At 31.1% G+C, this 21,855-nt stretch carries 20 protein-coding genes; 1 reads left to right on the top strand and 19 read right to left on the bottom strand.

Annotated features, from left to right (window positions below):
* Positions 1–4 precede the first annotated feature (4 nt).
* The 12 genes from BMY39_RS05665 to BMY39_RS05610 form a co-directional block, all read right to left on the bottom strand.
* Positions 5–1,033 carry an exostosin domain-containing protein gene (locus tag BMY39_RS05665; protein WP_092576861.1) on the bottom strand — a complete coding sequence of 343 codons (1,029 nt, stop codon included), beginning with the start codon at positions 1,031–1,033 and terminating at the stop codon, positions 5–7.
* Positions 1,033–2,580 (bottom strand): glycosyltransferase family 2 protein, encoded by a 1,548-nt coding sequence (locus BMY39_RS05660; protein ID WP_092576857.1) that lies wholly within the window; start codon positions 2,578–2,580, stop codon positions 1,033–1,035. The genes BMY39_RS05665 and BMY39_RS05660 overlap by 1 nt, the downstream gene beginning before the upstream one ends.
* Positions 2,577–3,449 carry a hypothetical protein gene (locus tag BMY39_RS05655; RefSeq protein WP_143064742.1) on the bottom strand — a complete coding sequence of 291 codons (873 nt, stop codon included), beginning with the start codon at positions 3,447–3,449 and terminating at the stop codon, positions 2,577–2,579. The genes BMY39_RS05660 and BMY39_RS05655 overlap by 4 nt, the downstream gene beginning before the upstream one ends.
* A gap of 83 nt (positions 3,450–3,532) precedes the next feature.
* A complete protein-coding gene (locus BMY39_RS05650; protein WP_092576847.1) occupies positions 3,533–4,690 on the bottom strand; it encodes a glycosyltransferase family 4 protein in 1,158 nt (385 codons plus the stop codon).
* On the bottom strand, positions 4,690–5,484 hold the full coding sequence (locus BMY39_RS14970) for a hypothetical protein (protein WP_143064741.1): 795 nt from the start codon (positions 5,482–5,484) through the stop codon (positions 4,690–4,692). Before BMY39_RS14970 ends, BMY39_RS05650 begins: the two co-directional genes overlap by 1 nt.
* 499 nt (positions 5,485–5,983) lie before the next feature.
* Complete coding sequence (gene rffA / locus BMY39_RS05640; RefSeq protein WP_092576841.1) at positions 5,984–7,096, bottom strand: dTDP-4-amino-4,6-dideoxygalactose transaminase; 1,113 nt, start codon at positions 7,094–7,096, stop codon at positions 5,984–5,986.
* Positions 7,093–7,974: a formyltransferase family protein gene (locus BMY39_RS05635; protein ID WP_092576838.1), complete on the bottom strand. Its 882-nt coding sequence runs from the start codon at positions 7,972–7,974 to the stop codon at positions 7,093–7,095. The genes rffA and BMY39_RS05635 overlap by 4 nt, the downstream gene beginning before the upstream one ends.
* Positions 7,974–8,909 (bottom strand): glycosyltransferase family 2 protein, encoded by a 936-nt coding sequence (locus tag BMY39_RS05630; RefSeq protein WP_092576834.1) that lies wholly within the window; start codon positions 8,907–8,909, stop codon positions 7,974–7,976. Before BMY39_RS05630 ends, BMY39_RS05635 begins: the two co-directional genes overlap by 1 nt.
* A gap of 8 nt (positions 8,910–8,917) precedes the next feature.
* Positions 8,918–9,583, bottom strand: a complete 666-nt coding sequence (locus tag BMY39_RS05625) for a class I SAM-dependent methyltransferase (protein ID WP_092576829.1) — start codon at positions 9,581–9,583, stop codon at positions 8,918–8,920.
* A gap of 1 nt (position 9,584) precedes the next feature.
* Positions 9,585–10,985, bottom strand: coding sequence for a glycosyltransferase family protein (locus BMY39_RS05620; protein WP_092576825.1), 1,401 nt, complete (start codon positions 10,983–10,985; stop codon positions 9,585–9,587).
* Between the two features lie 14 nt (positions 10,986–10,999).
* Positions 11,000–11,875: an N-acetylneuraminate synthase family protein gene (locus tag BMY39_RS05615; protein WP_092576821.1), complete on the bottom strand. Its 876-nt coding sequence runs from the start codon at positions 11,873–11,875 to the stop codon at positions 11,000–11,002.
* A 9-nt stretch (positions 11,876–11,884) separates the two neighbouring features.
* Positions 11,885–13,039 (bottom strand): acylneuraminate cytidylyltransferase, encoded by a 1,155-nt coding sequence (locus tag BMY39_RS05610; RefSeq protein ID WP_092576816.1) that lies wholly within the window; start codon positions 13,037–13,039, stop codon positions 11,885–11,887.
* 210 nt (positions 13,040–13,249) lie between these two features.
* On the opposite strand from BMY39_RS05610, the gene BMY39_RS05605 reads away from it, so the two are divergent.
* Entirely contained in the window at positions 13,250–14,557 is a 1,308-nt protein-coding gene (locus BMY39_RS05605; RefSeq protein WP_092576811.1) for a glycosyltransferase family 39 protein, read from the top strand.
* Between the two features lie 18 nt (positions 14,558–14,575).
* Here the strand turns inward: BMY39_RS05605 and BMY39_RS05600 are convergent, their stop codons facing one another.
* The 7 genes from BMY39_RS05600 to BMY39_RS05570 are packed head-to-tail and all read right to left on the bottom strand — an operon-like array spanning position 14,576 to position 21,855.
* Complete coding sequence (locus BMY39_RS05600) at positions 14,576–15,478, bottom strand: hypothetical protein (RefSeq protein WP_092576806.1); 903 nt, start codon at positions 15,476–15,478, stop codon at positions 14,576–14,578.
* Entirely contained in the window at positions 15,479–16,918 is a 1,440-nt protein-coding gene (locus tag BMY39_RS05595; RefSeq protein ID WP_092576800.1) for an MBOAT family O-acyltransferase, read from the bottom strand.
* A gap of 16 nt (positions 16,919–16,934) precedes the next feature.
* Entirely contained in the window at positions 16,935–17,903 is a 969-nt protein-coding gene (locus BMY39_RS05590; RefSeq protein WP_092576794.1) for a glycosyltransferase family 10 domain-containing protein, read from the bottom strand.
* An 18-nt stretch (positions 17,904–17,921) separates the two neighbouring features.
* Complete coding sequence (locus BMY39_RS05585) at positions 17,922–18,800, bottom strand: glycosyltransferase family 2 protein (protein ID WP_092576789.1); 879 nt, start codon at positions 18,798–18,800, stop codon at positions 17,922–17,924.
* A gap of 12 nt (positions 18,801–18,812) precedes the next feature.
* Positions 18,813–19,952: a glycosyltransferase gene (locus tag BMY39_RS05580; protein ID WP_092576784.1), complete on the bottom strand. Its 1,140-nt coding sequence runs from the start codon at positions 19,950–19,952 to the stop codon at positions 18,813–18,815.
* Positions 19,952–20,902: a glycosyltransferase family 2 protein gene (locus tag BMY39_RS05575; RefSeq protein WP_092576780.1), complete on the bottom strand. Its 951-nt coding sequence runs from the start codon at positions 20,900–20,902 to the stop codon at positions 19,952–19,954. Before BMY39_RS05575 ends, BMY39_RS05580 begins: the two co-directional genes overlap by 1 nt.
* Positions 20,902–21,855: a glycosyltransferase family 2 protein gene (locus BMY39_RS05570; RefSeq protein ID WP_092576777.1), complete on the bottom strand. Its 954-nt coding sequence runs from the start codon at positions 21,853–21,855 to the stop codon at positions 20,902–20,904. Before BMY39_RS05570 ends, BMY39_RS05575 begins: the two co-directional genes overlap by 1 nt.

Genomic DNA, 21,855 nt, shown 5'->3' with positions numbered 1-21,855 from the left:
ATTATTAAACCTTTGATTTAAATAGTTGATATATTTCTAAAAAGTAAGCTTCGCGATGTAAATAGTTTAACCACAGTGCTCTATTAGATTTTTGGATATCTTCAAATTGTACATGAGACAAACTATTATGAAACTCTAAAATATGCTCCCCTAATGGTTTTCGGCTATTTTCATCAATAATTAAGCAGTGTTTGGTCCAATCTATCCTATCTTCTAAAGGGAGCCTGCAATCTGTATTAATAACAATAGGTATACGACCTACTGCTAGGGTTTCATAAAATCGTACTGAAAAATTGCCAACACCTCGCAAACAAACCGTGTAAGCATTCTCGAATATGTTCTTGTAAAATTGCGATGTACTTTCGTTTTGGGTTTCGGGGGTTTGCAAACCTGCCCTATACTTATTTCGAAGTATGAAATTTGACTCTAAACCCATATTCAAAGACAATTGTCTCAAATACTTAGCGCGTTTTACGCTAGAAGGATAAAAAGGTTGCTTATCTGCCTGTATTTGCTTAAAAATTCTTTTCAATCTATATTTTAAGTGATTACTATATTCCTTTAAATATTTTAAAAATCCTGACTGAGCATGCCCTACAAAACCAATACTAGGTTTAACTTCTTTTTTCAGAGGATAGAACTCTTGTTTTAAATAAATGGCGTATGGATCATTAATAAACGAAGGTGTTATAAATGTTTTTTGGTCTAGCTTACTATCAAAACCTCCTAATCTAAAAGTATAAGCATTTGAAATATAATTGGTAAAACCATAATCTCCGGCAGTGTAAATCCAAATTGGTTTTTTATACTCCTTCGCATCTTTCAATAAGTCTAAAAATTCAGTTTCGTGCTTTAAAAAAATACTATAATCTGTTGGAAAGACAACAATATCAGCTTCACAAATTTCAGTAACTAATTGATATTTAGCCAACAAACTAGCGTTCTCTTTAAACACCAAATCAAACAATATAGGAAAAACATCTTTTCTATATGTTTCGATTAAAAAACTAGTATTTGTGTAAAGTTTAAGCATTAATTTTGCGACTTAAGTTTATGGCACCAGTATTCACTTTGCTGCCATTGTGCTTTATAAATTCTTATGTACTTAAAAGGATTTTTTGTAGCACTATTTTTATAACTACGTAAACCTAACAATAATTTATAACCTAATATTTGCGCTTTGGTAAAATAACTTTGATACAACAATTGAATTGTAGGTGAAGGCTTTGGTTGAAATTTTTCATTCTCCCATGGCTGTTTCATTTTAGTACGATAACCTCCAACGGGCGCTTTTAAATGAGTGATTTTTATATTTGGGAAATAAATCACATCATAACCTTTATTACGTATCTGCATGCCGAAATCATTATCCTCCCCGAAACCATGCTCATACGCCGTATTAAATTTTAAAACTTTTAAAACTTGATTTTTCAACATACTTGATCCAGATCCAAAAACTGAGGTTTGATGTATTTTTAGATATATTTGACTCTGGTTTGGTTGCAGGCAAGCAAAATTAATTATTGAATTACCATAGGCTGTAATTCCCTCGAAAGACTTCTCAAAAAAGTCTAGATTTATTCTAATATCATCATCGGCAAGAAAAACCCAATCGTTCTCAATGTGTTCTAAAGCAATATTTCGAGCATTACAAACCCCTGCTTGATGTGTAAAGATATGCTTGATTTTAAAAGGCCAATCTTCATTACTTAGATAATCCAATTCCGAAATAGAGCCTTCCAACGGGTTCTGTTCAATAATAATTATTCTTTTAGGCTTTAATGTTTGGTTAGATAAGTCTTTTAAAACATCATACAAATATGGCTTTCTCCCTATTGTAGGTATAATTACGTCGATTTCCTTTTTAGTTATAACCTTTCTGTTCGATTTAACTGGTATCTGTTCTAAGTCAAAATCTGCACACAACTGTTTATAAAACAATGCTTTTAATAACGATAATACTTTTAATTTCCTTTCATAAATCAAATAGGATAAAAAAAGAAAAAACACCCAAACCCATTTGTAATGTTGCTTTACAAATTTAAATAGCACATACGTTGAAGCCTGTACTGTATTGGTTATAGGTTTTGTGCTTTCTAATAATAATTTAGGCTCAGAATAACAGAACAAACCTTCGGCTATAGCTCGTTTAGCAAGAGAATTCAAAAAATAATCAAAATCAACATTAAAATTTAAGTGTTCTTCTAAGCTAATAATCACTTCAGCGTAGATTCCGCCAACACTGCTATCCATAAACCATGTAGAATAGGTTACCCTTTTATTGATTTTTAAAACGAAGGAACGCTCTACATACCCTATTTGTTTTGGCAAAAAAGTGTGTTCTGAAGGATTATAGGTAGCCAGAATACGTCTATGGTGAAAAATAGTAGAGAATTCAGCTATATTAAGATTTTTCAAATAGCTTTCATTGCACCAGATAATTAATTCATCTGAAAAATTTTTCGAAAGTGTTACAATAGATTTAGTAATAGTATGTCCAATACAAGTATTATCAACTACATGCAAATTTGTATCTAGTACTTTTACGACTATCTTATTTTGATGTACTATTATTATCATGATTCCAAAAGCTCAAACTCTGTGTTACCTATTACAGCTGCATATTTAGAGAAACTACTATGATACATTGGAGCTACTTTTAAAAAATATATCTTTTTACTTTTAGACATAAGAAAAAAATCAACCATGGTTTTTAAATGTCCTTCGGTGTTTTTAGCCTTATCAAAATTATCCATATGAAACGGATTACCATCAACCGTATTGATATTAATTTGTTGTTTAATCTTATGTATAAAGTTGATACTATCAGAAAACAAATAAGCTTTCTCTCCTTCTCCCTTCGTAACTCTTTCTATTATTTTCAATAGTGTTTCGCTTAGTTGTTCCTTTTCATCAATTGAGAGCACTTTAGTAGTTGTATCTTTAAAGTCACCCATTAAACTTGTAAAGCGCGAATGGAAGGCTATAAATGGTTCTGCGGAAATAGCATTGAGTTTTTCTTCAAGCAGGTTACTTTTTTTGAACAAGGCATCAAAATTTTTGCGCCAATTCTCATCTAAATCTTCTTGCTTTAAGTTGGGAAAAGTGACTTTAGAATAGTCAATATTAGCATAAACGTAGAATCGATTTGCTTTCGACTTTTTAATGATTTCCAAAGGATTCGCATCAAAATTATTGATAAAATAAAGACACCTTGTTTTAGTAGGATGCCATTTTATATTGTCTCTTTTAATGCTCCAATCAATACTATTAGGTACCAAAAACATTTTCAATTCAAAAGGATTGTCAAATAAAATTTTGAAATCATAATCTAGCTCTCTAGCTATTTGATAAAATGAAACAATGCCTTTTAAACGATCTACCAAACCTCCATGAGGAAACAAACCATCAAAACAAACAACTATGCACTTCCTTTTATTTTCTTTCAAACTAAAGTATTTCAGGTAATGAGAAAAGATCAAAAAATCCTTTTTCTTTCTACTTAAGAACTGCTTTAGCATTTTTACCCGCATTAATATTTACTTTCTGAAATTACTGATCTATAAAAGTGAATATTTTTTTCTGCAATTATATCAATATTAAAAGTACTTTCCGCTTTTTGTCTTGCAGATTTTCCGACATTTAAACATAACGGTTTATCCTTAAAAAGAGTTAATATTCTGTCCTTATAAACCATAGTTTCACTTGGATGAATTAAATAACCGTTGATATCATCATCAATAATCTCATTAGCCCAACCTATATTGGTATTTACCACCGGCTTATGCATAGCCATACATTCTACGGTTACCATTCCAAAAGTTTCTGCATAACTTGGAAACACACAAATATGCGCTTTTTTAATATAAGTAACCACTTTGGAATAAGGTACTTTACCTAGGTATTTCACATTTAGTTTGGCTTTTTCAGACAACTTTTTTTGAACTAATTGATAAGTAGAACTACTACCAGTTTCTACATCAGCACTATCACTTCCAATTAATATTAAGGTAGCATCAGGTGCTTCTTCAATTATGTTATTGAAGGCACCTACAAGATCAAAAACACCTTTTTTTCTTATAATTGTTCCAATATAAAGTAAAGTTTTTTCAATAAATTGATTAGGCTCTTCATTATTAAAAACCTCAATATCAATGCCATTAGGTATTACTGATATTTTATCTTCATTTAAAGAAAATAGTTTAGCCGTTTCTTTTTTAGCGTACTGGGTTGGTGAAATATAAGCAGTGGCGCCTATAAGTGCCAATTTTTCAAAAACAAAATTTTTAAACTTTTGTTTTCGTTGTTCCAATTTACAAAAGTAAGCGTCTGTACCATGAAATCGAATCACCAAGGGTATCCTAAATCTCATAAAAGCAGTTATACCTGTCCAATCTGGAGCTTCAATAATACTTATATGTTCTTTTGAAATAATGGTGGTAATATACTTTTGGACATGCTTTCGATAATAATACCAAGTACAAATTTTAAATCTCTTTTTAGCTATTAAATGAATGGTAATATTATCTTGTTTAAAGACCTCAGATGTGTTTTGTTGGTACACGAAAACAGATACTTCATTACCTTTTTTAACCAAAGCATCCACCAAATTTTTAACACTAGTGCCAATACCCGCACTAGATACTATTTTTGGATGTGGATATTCTGGGGTTAAAAAGGCGATATGCATCAATAACTAGATTTTATAAAAAATGTGAGCAATATGTTAAAAATAGATACAATTATTAAACTTCCATTTAAAATATAAGGTAATTTACTCTTTAATGAAGTAGTATTAAAATATTTCAGGCTTACCAAAATACATATACACAATAATATATCATACCCTATTACCCATCTAAACTCCATTAAGGTTAATACAATAGTGGAAATTAATACCATTGCAAATAAAAACACGTAAAACGGATATTTGCGTAAACTTAAATAGGGTTTGGTAAATAAATATAGAAATGGAAAAATTAATAAAAACCCATAAAATCTAAAATATTTTAACGCTAAAAAACCAAGATTGTAAACTGATAATTGAACTATCAATAATGGATCTTTTATTAAAAACTCTTTTTGATTTTTAGGAAGTGAATTTTCACCATTCTTTAACAAGTATTGATTTACCGCGGAAAAAGGGGTTGCTCTAAAAATTGAATTTTTATGAATGGGCAACTCTCCAGCTTGCATTTTTTTAGTGGCTAAATAATTACGTTGAACCCAATTAGCCCCTGAACTGAAATTTTTATCATAAAAGCCTAGTTTCCCTTTTTCTTTTATTGAAGGGTAATGACACACAACCACTATTGAAAATAATGGAATTAAAAAAAACAATAAAGATTTAGAATAGGACAAAATTGGTTTCTTCTTTAAGAATTCCATTAAAACAACTGAAAACAAGGCAACAACTATTATAATTTGAGATGTTGGTCTGATTAATGTACAAATACCGCAAAGAATGCCAATAATAAAATACAAGTAATAGTATTTTTTTTCTCTGAAATAAACTAAAAAAAAAGAGAAAACTATTAGCATAAAAAAAACAGTTTGAAAAATATCATTATTAGAATATCTAAATGCTTTAAAGCTCAAAATGTTTAATATATATATGGATAAAACTGAATAAAAAAATTTAAAGTTTATTTTTCTATTTAGTCTTAACAATAACAAAACGCCTAATAGTAAAACTAACAATTGTGAAGTTAAGTTCGTTAGAAAGAATGCCGTTTTAGTATCATTACATAATTTAAAAAAGAAATGATTAGCTACATTAAACAAATAGCTAGAGCCTTTCGTAATAGTAGTAGAATAGTCATGGCTTAAATAAAAGTCAAAAGCAATAAAGTATCCGTCTGGATCTCCAACGTTTTCAATTGAAAAATCAATATTAGAGTATATTATGTTAACACCCCAAGTAGCTATAAAAACTCCCAATAGAGTTTTAGTTAGAATACTTACATTATTAAAATACCTCATATTAAAATACAAGAACGTTATCCACTACTCTCTTTACATCCAACTCATAAAACATAGGCAACCTTAATAGCCGTTCTGAAAATTTATCACTATTTGGTAAACTTCTCCCATCATGCCTTTCTATATAGTATCGACTAATATGCAGACTTAAATAATGGAAAACAGACAAAATATTCCTTGACTTTAAATGTTTAATAATTGCCTCTCTTTGTTTGGTAGTTTTACAAACCAAATAAAACATATGCGCATTGTTAGTTTCTGTTTTTGGTTTTGGCATAAGTTGAATTTGATTTTTTTCTGCCCAATCTCTTAAAGCATCATGATAATAATGCCAATGTTCTAATCTTTTTTTTTGAATTTTATCAATATTCTCAATTTGTGCCCAAAGAAAAGCTGCTATAATTTCTGAAGGTAAAAATGATGAACCAGTATCAACCCATCCATATTTATTTACTTCTCCTCTAAAAAACTCTGCTCTATTTGTACCTTTTTCCCAAATAATCTCAGCACGATCAATAAATCGATCATCATTAATTGCCAATAAACCGCCTTCACCTGAAATTATATTTTTTGTTTCATGGAATGAAAATGTAGCCATATGACCAATACTTCCTAAATACTTTCCGTTATATTTCGAACAAATAGCTTGAGCTGCATCTTCTATCACTAATAAATTATGATTATTTGCAATTTTCATAATAGCCTCCATATTACAGGCTATACCCGCATAGTGAACAACAACTATAGCTTTTGTTTTACTAGTAATTAAGGCTTCTATTTTTGCTTCATCAATATTTGGGTTGTCTGCTTTAGAATCGGCAAAAACAATATTGGCACCTTGACGTACAAAAGCTAGCGCAGTGGAAACAAACGTATAACTAGGAACTATTACTTCGTCTCCATCCTTTATATTTGCCAATATAGCACACATCTCTAGAGCATCGGTACAGGAAGTAGTGAGTAATGCCTTTTTAAAACCAAAGGTATCTTGAAAAAAAGCTTGACATTTTTTGGTGTAATAACCGTTACCAGAAATCATACCTCTTTTAACAGCATCTTCAATGTAAAATGTTTCCATTCCAGTAAAGTAAGGTTTGTTAAAGGGTATTTTCATAGAAATCTGTTTCTGAATGATTTTAAAGGGAATATACTTTTATTGTTTTTATTATACTTTGCTTCCTGAATTATTAATAAACCTCTTCCGCAAACAACTACAGGTTTCCCTTCTCTTAAAAAAATTGTTTTTCCAACATCTCTATTTTCAACATATACATCCTCAATTTGTTTTACTGAAACAATAGTAACCCATTCTCCGTTGAGAACGCTCTTCGCCCCTTTATATGGAAAACCAGTGGCATTAACAAATCTTTCAATGTAAGATGCTTCCTTTGTCCAGTCTATTTTATAATCTTGTTCATCTAACCATAAACTGTAAGTTGCCTCGCTATTATCCTGGGATTTAGGGTCAAGGGTTTTGTTATTATTTAAATCTTTAAAAAGATCAACTACGATTTCTTGATATAAAGCACTCACCTTTAAAATGGCTTGTTCTATTTTTATAGGATATAAAATTTCAATTTTTTGTTGCTTAATGATATCTCCTCTATCATACTCTTTTGAAGCATACAAGGCAGTAACTCCTATAAATTTTTCTCCATTTTTAAGAGCATTAACCAAGGGGGCAAAGCCTCTATATTTTGGTAAAAGTGAATCGTGTAAAACAATTAACTTCTTATTTTTTGGTAGGTTTATTAACCATCTCCACGATATAGCAATACTAAATTCAGTATTTACAGTATAATCATCTAATCTGTAGCAATATGAAAGTTTTTCTTTTTCACAAAGTTGCACAATGTTTTTACTAAAATCATTAACAACGTTTTTATCTGTACCCACTACTACTTTATCAATAATTTCTGTAAATTTATTTTCGATTACAGCATTTAATACTGCTAATCCCTTTTGAGACATTAAAAAAAGTGTAATCCCCATTATTTTACATTTATAGTTTTATCAATAATGTAGACAGGTCTGTCCTTAATTTGATTAAAAATTTTACCAACATATATACCTGTAACCCCAATAATAGTAATAATAACTCCTGAAAGAAACCATATGGAAACAATTAGCGAACTATACCCCAATACCTCAATAGCTCCTTCGAAATATTTATAAATAGTATATATTCCAGCAATAAATGAAATAAGCGAAATAAGCATTCCGAATTTTACAAAAAGCTTTAATGGTTTATTGGAAAATGAAATAATAGTATTAAAGGCTAATGAAACCAAGGCAGCTATTGAATACGATGACTTACCATCTTCTCTACTATTATGCTCAACTTCTATAGCTATTGTATTGTAACCTACAAATTTTACGAAAAGAGGAAAATATTTTATATAATCATTAACCTCCAAAATAGACGCTATAACCTTTTGTTTGTATATCCCAAAATTAGCTACAGTGTTATCGTAATTAGTATTGGTAAAATAGGCGTATGTTTTTGCATATAGTTTAGAAGATAGTCTCTTAAAGAAACTATCTTTTCTATCTATCCGTTGCGCTAGCACTGCATCAAATCCTTCCAAGGCTTTATTATATAATTTCTCTACTTCCTTAGGCTGGTCTTGCATATCACAATCCATCACCACAACCCAATTGCCTTTGGCCGAAGATAAGCCTGCCATTATCGCTGGATGTTGTCCAAAATTTCGGCTTAATCTTATACTTTTTACTTCCGGAAATTTTGCCGAAAGTGCTTTCATTACTCTCCAACTATCATCTGGACTTCTATCGTCTACTAAAATAATCTCGTAAGTTTTATTCAACTTAGCCATAACTTTTTGAACTTCAGACACAAGTTCTTCCAGTATGTTTTCTGCTTTATAAACCGGACTTACAAATGATATTTCTGGATGGTTAGCCATATATTATTCTACTTTCTTTCTAACGTAATCTCTATGCATTTTGGTTCACCCTTGTCATTATATCCTCCAGAAGGATTCTCACCCATAAACACTAAACTAAATTGTGCATGACATTCTTTTATAAAACTATGCACCTTTTGATGATGAAGATGCATATCATGAAATTCAAATACCATTGCTGAAAATTCATCTAAATTGGTGCTAATCTCATCCAAAAAATCATATTCACCACCTTCAATATCTAACTTCAACAATATTTTACTATCAGTGCTTACTTTAGTTTCTATAAATTTTAATAGACTAACCGGTTTTTTTAGCCATAACTTTAAATGGTTGCAGCGTTTCTGTTGTACAAGATAATTAAAAATTAAGGCATTAAACAGATATCTAATTTTATCTGGTTTTTTAAAAAAAATCCTCGCAAGGCCTTTAAAAATTAATTTAAAACCAGATACAGTCGGGTCAATCATTACTATATCAATGGTTTTATTGAAACGAAATATATCGTATTCAAATTCTAAATTAGATGAAATACCGCCGCTAATTAATATACCTGAAGACTTTATAGTTTCTGGTTTCAAATAATAACCACCATCACCAATACTTCCAAATCTAAAAAGCGATGGTTCTTCAACTAAAAACTCTTCTTTTATTTTATTATAATAATTGTCCAAATTATTTCTTGTTCAAAATTGAATCTATGGCCTTCCAAATGTTTTCTGATGCTTTTGTTGGTGTTTTTCCAACTATAACTTCATACCACTTTTTACCTTCCTCTACATTTGATAATTCACCATCTAAGATACGTTTTACCAAATCTTCTAAATCATTTTTATCTCTGCAAAATACAGCAGCCTTATCACTAGGCATACTTCGGAAATGCACGTACTTATAATTCTGACCAATATCACGAATACCTTTCTTTAATTGTGGCTGTTCATAATTGTAGTAGATACAGGATTTATTATGAGCTACAAAATCAAAGACTGTTGAAGAACAAACGTTGGTTACGAATTCGCTATGTTCGCAAACATTGTACAACATTTTAAAATCTTCCTTTGCAGGTAATACTTGATTCCATTGGTCGCCAACTTGCTTCCAAATTGGATCTAAAACTTCAATAATATCTTTATTTGCTCCGATTACAGGCTCATATCGTTTCGTAAAATCTACAGGACATTTTCGGTAAATAATGCCAAGGTTGTATCCGTTTTCGTTTAAACTTCTAACGGCATTTGCTAAATCTTCTAGATAATACTGATCTAATGGAGAAGTGGTTTCATCATCCCCCGAAAAACATATGTATTTTTTGTTCACATCTAAATTATGTGCTTCAAAAAAAGTATTTCTAGTTAACCTTAAACTGTCGTCATAATGCGGTTCAAACTGAGGTGTTCCAGTTACAAATACCTGATGTTCTTTAACAAAGGGATAATACTGTAAAACCTCACGCTTCATATGGGCGCTCCAAACACAATAATAATCGGTTTCCACAACTTGCATTGCTTTGGGCACATTATCCCATGAATACACAAAAGCTACCGTTGGTATTCCCAAATCTTTTGCAGCCAACAGCGCACTAATAGATTGTGTGGCACGCTGGGTGGTACAAAATATCAAATCGGGTTTATGCTTTACAAGTTGTGCTTTGCAATAGGTATATTTTGGATTTTTTCGCTCTAAAGCGTTTATTTTTTCACGAATACGTTCTACACCTTTTTCAGAAGAATACAATCCAATTAACAATTTGGTAAACAGGCTCTTCCCTATATTTTTTAATCCCTTATAATTGAAAGGAAATTTGTAGGTTGGATAAACATCATCATTAAATTTATCTCTTGAAACATTGAGTTCACATCGTTTTCTCGCTCGAGAGTAAATTGGTGTTAACGGATGTAATTGATGATTTTCAATCTTTACTTCATCAAAACCTAAATTATCTTTAAGCGAAAAAATGGTATTGTTCCAATAGGTAATATCAAAACCTTTTTGCTCGCCAATAGTTTTAAAATCGGTAAAAGCAAAATTTCGTAAACCCACACCATCAGGAAAAAAAACAAAAATCTTTTTTTTCATGTTTTTTCTAAAAATTAGCCTTTTTGATTTTTTAACTTATCACGTTGTACTTTTTCTATTGGTAAAATATCTTGATTTTTAAAGCTCAAGGCACTGTGTACAGCTCTCAAGTCTCTAGACAACTTCCTAAGCCCCATGGGTTCTAAAGATGCCGCATGGTCTGTACCTTTCCAAGTTCTATCTAAGGTATAGTGACGCTCAATTATATTGGCACCTAACGTGTACGCTGCAACATCAACCGCTATTCCTAAATGATGACCAGAAAAACCAATATGCTTTACCTCTTTTCCATACTTTTCGATAAGCAAATTTATATCTAACAAGCATACATCTTCAAAAGGTACTGGATAACCTGATGTACAATTATACAATACTAAATCTCTATTTCTATTGTGTGCTTTAAAGAGATTAACCAAATCATCAATTTCTGATTTTGTAGTCATACCCGTTGAAATATGAATTTCTCCCATATAATTTTCGCACAACCATTTCAACATTTTAGTGTTGTTGTTACAAGCTGAAGGTATCTTGATAAATTTTGGATTAAGATATGCTATTTCTTTCGCAGAGGAGACATCCCATACAGATGTAGAATAATCGATTCCGATGTCTTCACAGAAGTCTTTCAAAGTTTTATGTTGTTCTACATTGAACTCTAAATACTCGCGATGCTCTCCATAGGTTTTACCATAAGAATTCGCAGGGTTAGGGTGTGGTGTATTGTATTGCTCTTCAGTTAGTAATTCTTTATTATTGCGCTTTTGAAACTTTACGGCATCGGCATCACAGAATATTTTTGCAACTTTTATCAGTTCTTTAGCAATTTCAATGTCGCCTTTGTGATTACAACCAATTTCTGCAATAACATAAGGTGTTTTGTAAGTGTTCATAGGGTTTTCCTAAAAGCGTTTATTGTAGTTTTTAATAAATTGGCAAGCTTCACGTATGGCGCCTGCTCCAGAATTCTTTGAAAGGACCACATCTGCTACTATTTTAATCTCATCCATGGCATTATTTGGGGCAAAAGACCAACCAACACTACAAATGTTAGCCATATCGTTTACATCATCACCAACATAGGCGACATTCTTTAGTGAAAACTTTTTACTTGTAGCAAGATGTTGTAATAACGTGTACTTATCTTTAACTCCTAAAAAAACATGTTGAATTTGTAGTTTTTGCATACGTTTTGCCACAAGTTCAGATTGCTCACTTGTCATCACCATTACCTCTACACCATATTGTCTTAAAATCTCCAATCCCATACCATCTCGCATATCAAAATTTTTGGTATGCTCCCCATCTTTTGTATAACTAATGGTGCCATCGGTAAAAACACCATCAACATCTAAAACTAGATGGGTTATTTTTTCAGGATGTTTGTCTCGTTTTTGTCGCTCTATCAACAAATTTTCAACGACTATCCAATCTGCTTCAGAGTCAATTTCGTGTAAGCTTTCTTCCGGCATTTCTACGACACCAACATCACTTCCTAATCTATTTTTATGCTTTTGCAATACATCTTTTGTACAAGAGTATACGGCTCCGTTTTCTATTAGTAGCCCTTCAAAATCTTGTCGTCTTGGGCGTGATTTAGGATTGTAATTAACTGGCGTGCCGTCCTCATTCCAAACAAATCTATGTGTATTAACTACCGTTAAGGCAGAATCCTTTCCCTCTTCAATCTTACTTAAACAATTTTCAATATCAATCGCTTTTGTAAATGGCGACGTTGCTTGTAATACACAAAATACATCAAAATTATAATCTATTTTTTCTGCGAATTCCAACATCGCACTTTCAGTAGAAGCTGTATCAGTAGCCGATGCATCAGAACGTTTTAAAGCCTTAATTTTATTAGTGTAATGATATTCCTTTTCGATAAAACTAATAATAGACTCATCATCGGTATACACATAAACCATATCTAGACTAGATTGAATAGCTTCTCCTAAAACCCAAGTAAAAAGTGGTCTGCCCACCATTTTACGCTTGTTTTTTCCTAGGATTCCTTTAGAGTTTTTTCTTAAAGGGATAAAACCGATTTTCTTCATAGAGGCAAATGATTGAATCTTATGTAACAATCGCTAAAATACACTTTTTTTAGGATGAAAGTAATGTTCTTAAGGATAAAAGGAGTGTTTTTAAAAAAATCTGCCTCTGTTTTTTTACTATTACGGAGCAGTCTTTCACTTTTATCTTGTCTGACTTTAAAATGGAACTCTGAATTATATTTTTAATTACTTTTGAACAAATGTATAGCAATGCCTAACATATTGAACTCTTCTTTTTGGAACACAAAACGATTACTTCTTTTTAGTTGTATTTCTACAATAGTTTACTTTGTTCTTAGAACTGAAACCTTTACCAGATTGCATGTTCCATACGGAGATGAAAACAGTTTTCTAAAGGCTATTGATAACATTGAAGCTAATGGCTTTCTAGCTGAATGGATGGCAGGCAACTTTTCACCTTCATTTTTTTTAGCCTCTTATCCATTCACTTTATTGTTGGAAAATCCTTTGAATGGTTTCAGAATAGTCTCTCTCATATGCACCATCATTTCAGTTATTTTACTTTACAATTTTGCCAAAAACAAACTAAAACTTAATGGCATATTCCTATATTCAAGTTTAATTCTAATTATTAATTTTTTGGGCTATAGAATATTTTGGCAAGGAATAAACGATGACTTTTTACATCTGCTGGTTATTTATTCTGTAACACTACTTTATAATATTCACGTAGAAACAAAAATCAAACATATTTTATTTCTTGGTATTATAATTGGGTTGATTATTGGTACAAGAATCTCAGCATTTATTATACTTCCAGGGTATATTTTCTTTCTATATCGAGATTTCAAAACCATGATGAAAGTTGGTGCAATTGCCTTAATGGTTGGGTTTTGTTTACACGCTCCATCTTTATTGGCTAATAAATCACTTTCTTCAATTAATAAAGATCCAGAAAACGGGTTAACATGGGCACAATTAAACTATGTATCTCAAATCTACATTTACGAAAATAAAATTCCGGAACATACAAGAATAACTTGGGAAGAACTTCAAAATTATATTGATACTTACGGAAGTGCTCATTTGCCAAAGACTTTTATTGAAAGTGTAACGTTTAATTGGAGTTATAGCATTAAAGAATTTTTTAATGAGTTGTGGTTTACACTTCACGCTATATTTTTTAGGTTTTTTGGATTAGGCCTTTTTGTTATTTTAGCTTTCAGTTACAAAATGCTGAAAAAAGAAAAACACATTAGAGAGGAGCTTAAATTTACCAAATCGTTTTTTCTTTTTTTATGGAGCTACACATTTTTACTTTGCTTTGTTGTTTTAACTAGTTTAGAAATACGATGGTATACTAGTTTTATATTTTTAGGGATTCTATTTTTCCATCAACTGCTGGAAAATCCCGAATGGTTAAAACTCAAAATAAAATCAGAAAGGATATTGAATATCAACTTAATTTTGCTTTTAATATATCAAACAAAATTTATTTTTACGGATAGTAATTTACTTTCTGATGTTTTAAGAAAAGTGGCCCCAAGCATCTTTTAATTCTATTGAAAAAACGCGTTAATCTAAAGAAGACAGGTAATCGTTTAGTTCTGAAGTGAAAATTTTGGCTCCAGTAATATTTAAATGGGCATTATCATAATAATTTAAACTATCAAGATACGCCTTGTTTGATGTGTTATAAACAAATACTTTACTCACATTTTTATCAATAAGTCTCTTAAGACGATTAACAAAAACTGTATTATGTGTTCTGTAGCTTGGAGGCAATACACATATTAATTCAATTTTATTTTGTTTACATAACTTTTGAAGATCCTCAAATGCCTCTACTTTAAATTGGTCTTCCACATTAGTTGTATAGTTGTTTCCAATCTTTTCAATGTTCGAAGGATGCTTATCAAGCTTCAACAAAGGCTGTGAACCAAAACTATCTAGGGGGTTATTTTTATTACCAGATTTTTGCTTGAAACTAATCATGTTTTTATTCAACCTTCCCAAATACAAAAATTTGCTGTAATAGGGTTGGTTGCCCGTTTCAATAAGTGCATTGTTTACAAAATCGTATTGAGACAACGGTTTTAAAACATCATCTCTAAAAGTTAGAGCGTTTTTTTTGAAATAGAAAGGGTTATCAACTACCAAAATTACTTTTTTAGGAGCCTTATTATATTTCAAAAGTGATTCTAACAAAAACTTGTGCAACACTACATCGGAACCGTGATAAGATAAATTATAAGTGTCGAGTTTCTGAACTTTTTGAATTTCACCAGCCAGTATATTTCCTGCCCCGATAGACGAACCAAAAATCACAATATCCTTATGCATTTTTCCATCAATAACATATTCTAAACGTTTATCAGCTTGATTGTTTTTTGCCTCTTTAAGTAGAAAGAAACTCCCTTTTTCTACAAGAAAAAACAACAAACCAAATACGCATATATGTTTTAAAAATTGCCTCATTTAAAACTGAAAATAGATGAATTCTTGTGGTGTTTCATTACTAAAAAGTAATACTAAAGCCATCAAAATCATATAAAAACTCCATTTTAATAGTCTTGATTTATTCCTAAACAATACTTCAATAGCATATTGGTGTTTTCTACCAATCCATTCTATTATCATAAAAACAAAAACAAGAATGATGATATCTTTAGGTCTTATCAAAGGAATTGTAAAAAAATCTTTTAATAGCATTTCCTGTATGTAATTAAATGCATGAGTTATATTTTCTGCTCTAAAAAATATCCAAGCCAAAACGGTAAGTAAAAAAGTAAGTAACATACCTAAACACTCTTTAATATTTGGCAACACACTATCCTGTGCAACGACGTTTAAATGATTCCTATTGCGTTTACCAAGTAGCAATGGCAAGAAGTAAAGCGCATTCAAAAGACCCCATACAATAAACGTCCAATTGGCACCATGCCAGAACCCACTAACTACAAAAATCACAAAAGTATTTCTTATTTTATTCCATGTACTGCCCCTACTACCTCCTAGCGGAATATATAGATAATCTCTAAACCAAGTAGATAAAGATATATGCCAACGTCTCCAAAACTCAGCAATATCTCTTGAGAAATATGGAAACGCAAAATTCTGTTTCAAATTAAAACCAAACAGTCTCGCAGTACCAATTGCAATATCTGAGTAGCCCGAAAAATCACCATAAATCTGAAAGGCAAAAAACAAAGCGCCTAGAAATAAGGTGCTACCTGAATAAGCGGCAGAATTATTAAAAATCAAGTTCGCATATTCGGCACAACTATCGGCAATTACTACTTTTTTAAATAAACCCCAAAGAATTTGTTTGCAGCCATCTGTTGCTTTTGAGTAATGAAATTTTCTTTTTTGGTAAAATTGTGGCAGTAGGTTCGTTGCTCTTTCAATAGGACCTGCCACTAATTGGGGGAAAAAGCTAACAAACGCAAGAAACGAGACCAAATCTCGTGTTGGCTCTAGTTTTCTTCTATACACATCAATGGAGTAACTTAATGTTTGAAACGTGTAAAAACTAATCCCAACTGGCAATATAATGTTCAATGTATTAGGCTTTATTTCATTGCCAAAAAATGAAAAAGCAGACACAAAATTATCAACAAAGAAATTGTAATATTTAAAAAAACCTAAAAACCCCAGATTCACTAATATACTTATCCACAAAAGTGTTTTCCTAACCGGAACTCTACCTTCATTTTTTAGTTTTAAGCCAATCGTATAATCTACTAATGAACTAAATACTATTAGGGCAAGAAAGCGATAATCCCACCAACCATAAAACAAATAACTAGCTACGACTAATAATATATTTTGAAGCTTTAAATTCTTACCACAAACAACCCAATAGAGCATAAAAACTATTGGAAGAAAAATGGCAAAATCTATGGAATTAAAGAGCATTTATTGGAATGGATATCTAAATATTTTTCAATTTATGTTTTATCTTTCTTATCAAACGTTGAATTTCTAAAGATTTTGGGTAATTATCATAATAGGCATTACCGCCTTTCAAATGAATCATCTCTTTTTCAGCATTATTCACCTCTCGTTTAGATAGTATTTCAGTAATTTGATTACTTATAAAAGGAAACATTTGATATTTATCTAAAACTAATGTTCTAGCCTCTTTAATTGCCTCCAATCTTGTTTCGTATGCTTTAGAATTTAAAGTTTCCTTTAAAAACTGCTTTATATGTTTATCCTGGGGATCAATTTGAATGATGGCTTCACTTGGGAAATAATCTTCAATGCGTTCACAGCCAAAATATAACGGCACATTGTAACTTAAGAAACAATCAGATATTTTTTCGGTCCAATAGAAATCGTTTCTAAAATTCTCATAGGCAATGGTATATTTGGATGTTTTCATTACATCCCATTTACTATCAACTTCCTTTATACCTCTGCCAAATAGATGCACAAATGGTAAATCTGATATGGACTCTAAAAAATCCATTCTTTTATTATGCTGAATAGAGGTACGTTGGTTACTTGTTACCCAAACTATTTTATCTTCTTTTTGTAAATCTTCTGGTTGAAGTTGTTTAAAATAATCGTAATCTTTATCTAAATGCCAAGGTAATGCCGGTTGCGCTAAAACATATTTGCCCCCTTGATTTATTTGATTATATATTACTGATGCTTTTTTATTGGCATATTGCCTGTATTTAGAAACTTCGTTGGCTGGCTCTAAGCACAAGTGTAAAATATTATTTGGGTTTACTTTAACGCGAACATCAGTTTTAGGATAATCAAGTGTCACCAAAAAATCACAGGCATCAACCTCATCCTCTGTAAAGGTAATCTCTCCCCATTTAAAAGATTGGTTCGGAGTTTGCCTTTTTATGTCTGGATATCGATAATATCTACAAATCTTAACTAACATTAATTATTTATTAAAAGCTTAATACCTTAAACCTTGTAAATTTATTTTTTGTTCAATAGTTTCTTGCTGTACCGGATTTCTATACTTTAAAACTCTTGATAAATCTATAATAGTTTTAAAAACCGCCACGACGTAACATTTAAAATATTTCGAATCTTTAAAAGCATACTTGACTAAGTTATGCCATAATACTTTTAGAACCTTTTTTAAGGGATACTTATAGTACACTATATAAAAGTTAATACTGTTTTTTAGTTGTCGTTGAAATCTATAATAATTTCTACCTCTTTTTTTTCTTAATTCCACATCTACCCTATGGTTTACTTTTATATTAGGCTTATATAAAATAGTATATCCCATGTCTAAAACTTCTATGGCAAGTGCAGTTTCTTCTCCGTAAATATCCATCCATACCGGAAACCCATTTGTTACATCATAAACATGCTTTCGTATTGCAAAACCACAACCTACGAAATCGCTTGCATGATGAGCTTCTAATTGTTTTGATTTTTTGAGGGCTTGAGCATCTGATTCAAACAATCCTCTGACTTCTTGAAATGCAATGATTCCGAGTTTAGGGTTTTGATTAAAACATGCTTCAACTGAGGCAATAAAATTATTGCTTATCGGATGTGCATCATCATCTAAACCTATAAAAATGCCACCTTTTGCTTTTTTATATAGAATATTACGCGCTGGTGATGCACTAATGCTTTTTTTAGAGATTGTCCATTCTACCCAATCATAGCTATTTACCAATACTTCAGTATCTGAGCATCCATCAATAAATACAAGAACTTCATGACGGGAACTATCTATTATAAGCTTTAGTTTATCAAGCGTAATTGCTAAATCTTTTGCACGGTGTTTTGTAACAATTAAAAAAGATACTTCCATCTGGCTTAAACCTTATAACATTATGTCTTTATACAACTGAACAATTTCTGGACGTAAGGTAGCACGTTTATAATTATTTTCAATAAAACTCACATTATAATCTTGTGCTTTGATTCTTAATTGTGAATCTTTTATGGCAGCTTTTATTAATTTAGAAATAGCAATAAAATCTAGAGGATTTTCTATTAAAAAGCCATTTTTCCCATGCTTTATAACTTCGGAAGTAGCTCCTCCTGGATTTGATTGAATAGGGAATGCCCCCATGGCCATAGCCTCTAAAAGTGAATTTGGCATACCATCAGAAAGATTATTACCTAAATGTATAAGACTTTTACCCATTAGTTCTAATAACTTTTCATTTTGAAGTCTTTCATGGCGTGGATGAATTCTATAGACTAGCTCTCTAAAAGTGTTAGACTCCTTTATATAATTTTCAATTTCCTTATCCGTACTATAAACATGAAATTCAATATTCTTTATTAATTCCAATGGAAGTACTTCTATTGCTTTAACGATTTGCAATGCCTCTCCTGAATCATATTGATAGCCTTTAAACACTATAAAGTTTCTTTCCTTCTGCGGTTTAATTTTGTGTTTCTCAACCTGAAGACCACCATTGCCAGGGAAAACATAAAATTTCTTTTTAAACCCTAATTTATCAAGTAGTGTAACATCTCTTTTGCAATCTGAAATCAATACATCTACTCTATTCATAAAGTGCTTAACCTCATCATCAGTAGTTCCCCTTTTTTTATAATAATACACATCACTTCCCCATGAGGAATATATTAAAGGAATATTATTTTGTTCCATCACAGGTAAAATTGAAAACCCAGTTAATTGCATTTCGAAACAGTGTACAATATCTGGTTTTATGTTTTTGATACTTTCATCTAAAACACTTGTTATACTTTTTTCGTTCAGTTTCTGAATTACTTTATATAAATTTGGAAGGCTTTTTTTAATAGTTTGTCTTAGAGGATAATTCTTCTTTAACCGCCAACCTTTGATTTGAGATACCCATTGTATCCGAGGAGATGCTATTCCATCATCATTAGCATCAAGCCAATATACTTCATACCCAGAACTCTCCAGTTGGTTAACCCATTGAAAAAAGTGGTGGTTTGGTATGGCAACCATTAAAATCTTCATTACAACTTAAATAACGGTTTAAATTTGGTATCTCCTTTTCTGATGATTTTAAATATTCCATAGAAAAAACGTATGCGTAGGCATTTCAACTTCAAAATAAAATTATAGCATAACTCTTTTTCTCTTATAAAACCTAAGCACTTATTACCAGCTTTAAAGTTGCGCTCTGCAAGTGCTTGTCTAAAAAAACCTAAAGTCATTTTTAAAATTGATAACTTAACTGGCCGTGATTGAGATAGTTTTAGAACGGTACCTTTAGCTTCAAAGTATGAGGCTAAACCATAATCGACGTTATTGTAAAAATTAGCTGTAGAGGACTCTCCTCCAATACGATAATAAATCAATTCTTTATTGATTATTGCTAAGGACTTATTTTCAAATAATGCTCTAGCGTATAATTCATGATCTTCGAGGATATGTAAATCTTCTCTTATAGGCAAATACGGTTTTAAGCTACTTACTTTCCAAAGCGGAGCTACCATCATCATTGGAAAATCTCCTGTAACAAATGCTTCGAATAGGTTGTTGGGTTGATTAATTAAAAGTGAAACATCTTCTTGATTAAAAAGTTTTTCAGTAAAAATTCCTGAAAAAGCCCGAAGTTTACAAACCACCAAATCATTGTTTTTAATAGCTTCCATTTTCAATTTTAGATGATCAGGATGCATTATATCATCGCTATCAAAAAATTGTATATAATCGCCTTTTATTTTAGTAAACCCATAGTTTCTGCAGGCACTTGGGCCTTTTACCAAATCGCGTGGTCTTTTATAAAGTTGAAACCTCTCGTCATTTTTAACTAATTGTTTTAAAGTTTCAACCGTTTTATCAGTACTCCCATCATCTACTATAATACATTCCCAATCGGTATAGGTTTGCCCCTTAATAGAATTTATAGTTTCTTCTATTACATGTGCTCTGTTATATATGGGCATTATGATGGATATCATTATTTAAATACAATTATTTTAAGAATATAAATTTGAGATTTAAATGCATCCATCAAAGTTAATTGCGGACTTGAATACACATATTGTAATTTTAAGTAATATTCAATGAAGTCTTTAATTCTCTTAACCATACTTTTTTCAAACTTAAGGCCTGCATAAAATGCCCAAAGTGCTTTTTTTGCAATGGTTTTATTAAAAGCTGCATCTGCATCTAACGTATAATCCTTTGCCAATTTCAAGCATTGATATCGGTAGTAAAACACATCATATAATTTTTTGGTGGTTAAATTAACTTTTGCACTTATTTGACTCTTGTGGCCATCACCGCTTTTAATGGTAGCCAGCACCTTATCCAAAATTTGAAGTTTCGGTTTTAAAGCCAACATTCTTATATGAAATTCGTTATCTTGATATCTCATAATGTCTTCACTGAACAACCCCTTATCTTTAAGATAACTACGTTTCCACATAAAACAACAGGTTTGCAATTCTATGCACTCCATAGCATAGTTATAAAATAAACTTTTACCATTATTATGGATAAACTTACTATCTCTAAACTCGGTTAAATTATAATTTGAATAATCGTTTCTATGCACCACTGCATCACATTCTGATGTAAATGCATTTACTTTTTGCTCTAGGAAATTTGGTTTCATTATGTCATCGCTATCAAACCAGTTAACATAGCTTCCCTTGGCCAATGTAAATCCGTAATTTCTACAACTATTTGCGCCTTTAACCTCAGTATTTGGACGTTTTACAAACACAAATCTTGAATCTTTTTTTGAATACAAAGCAATGGCTTGTTCGGTATCGTCACTACTGTCATCATCCACAATAATACACTCCCAATTTTGATATGTTTGGTTTGCAATAGTATCTAAAGTTGACCTTATGATAGAGGCTCTGTTATATACTGGAATTATAATTGAGACTAATTGTGTTTTCAA

This window comes from Hyunsoonleella jejuensis (assembly GCF_900111025.1).
GTDB classification, from domain to species: domain Bacteria; phylum Bacteroidota; class Bacteroidia; order Flavobacteriales; family Flavobacteriaceae; genus Jejuia; species Jejuia jejuensis.
The sequence above is the reverse complement of the archived record's forward strand: the minus strand, read 5'-3'. Positions and strand labels throughout refer to the sequence as shown.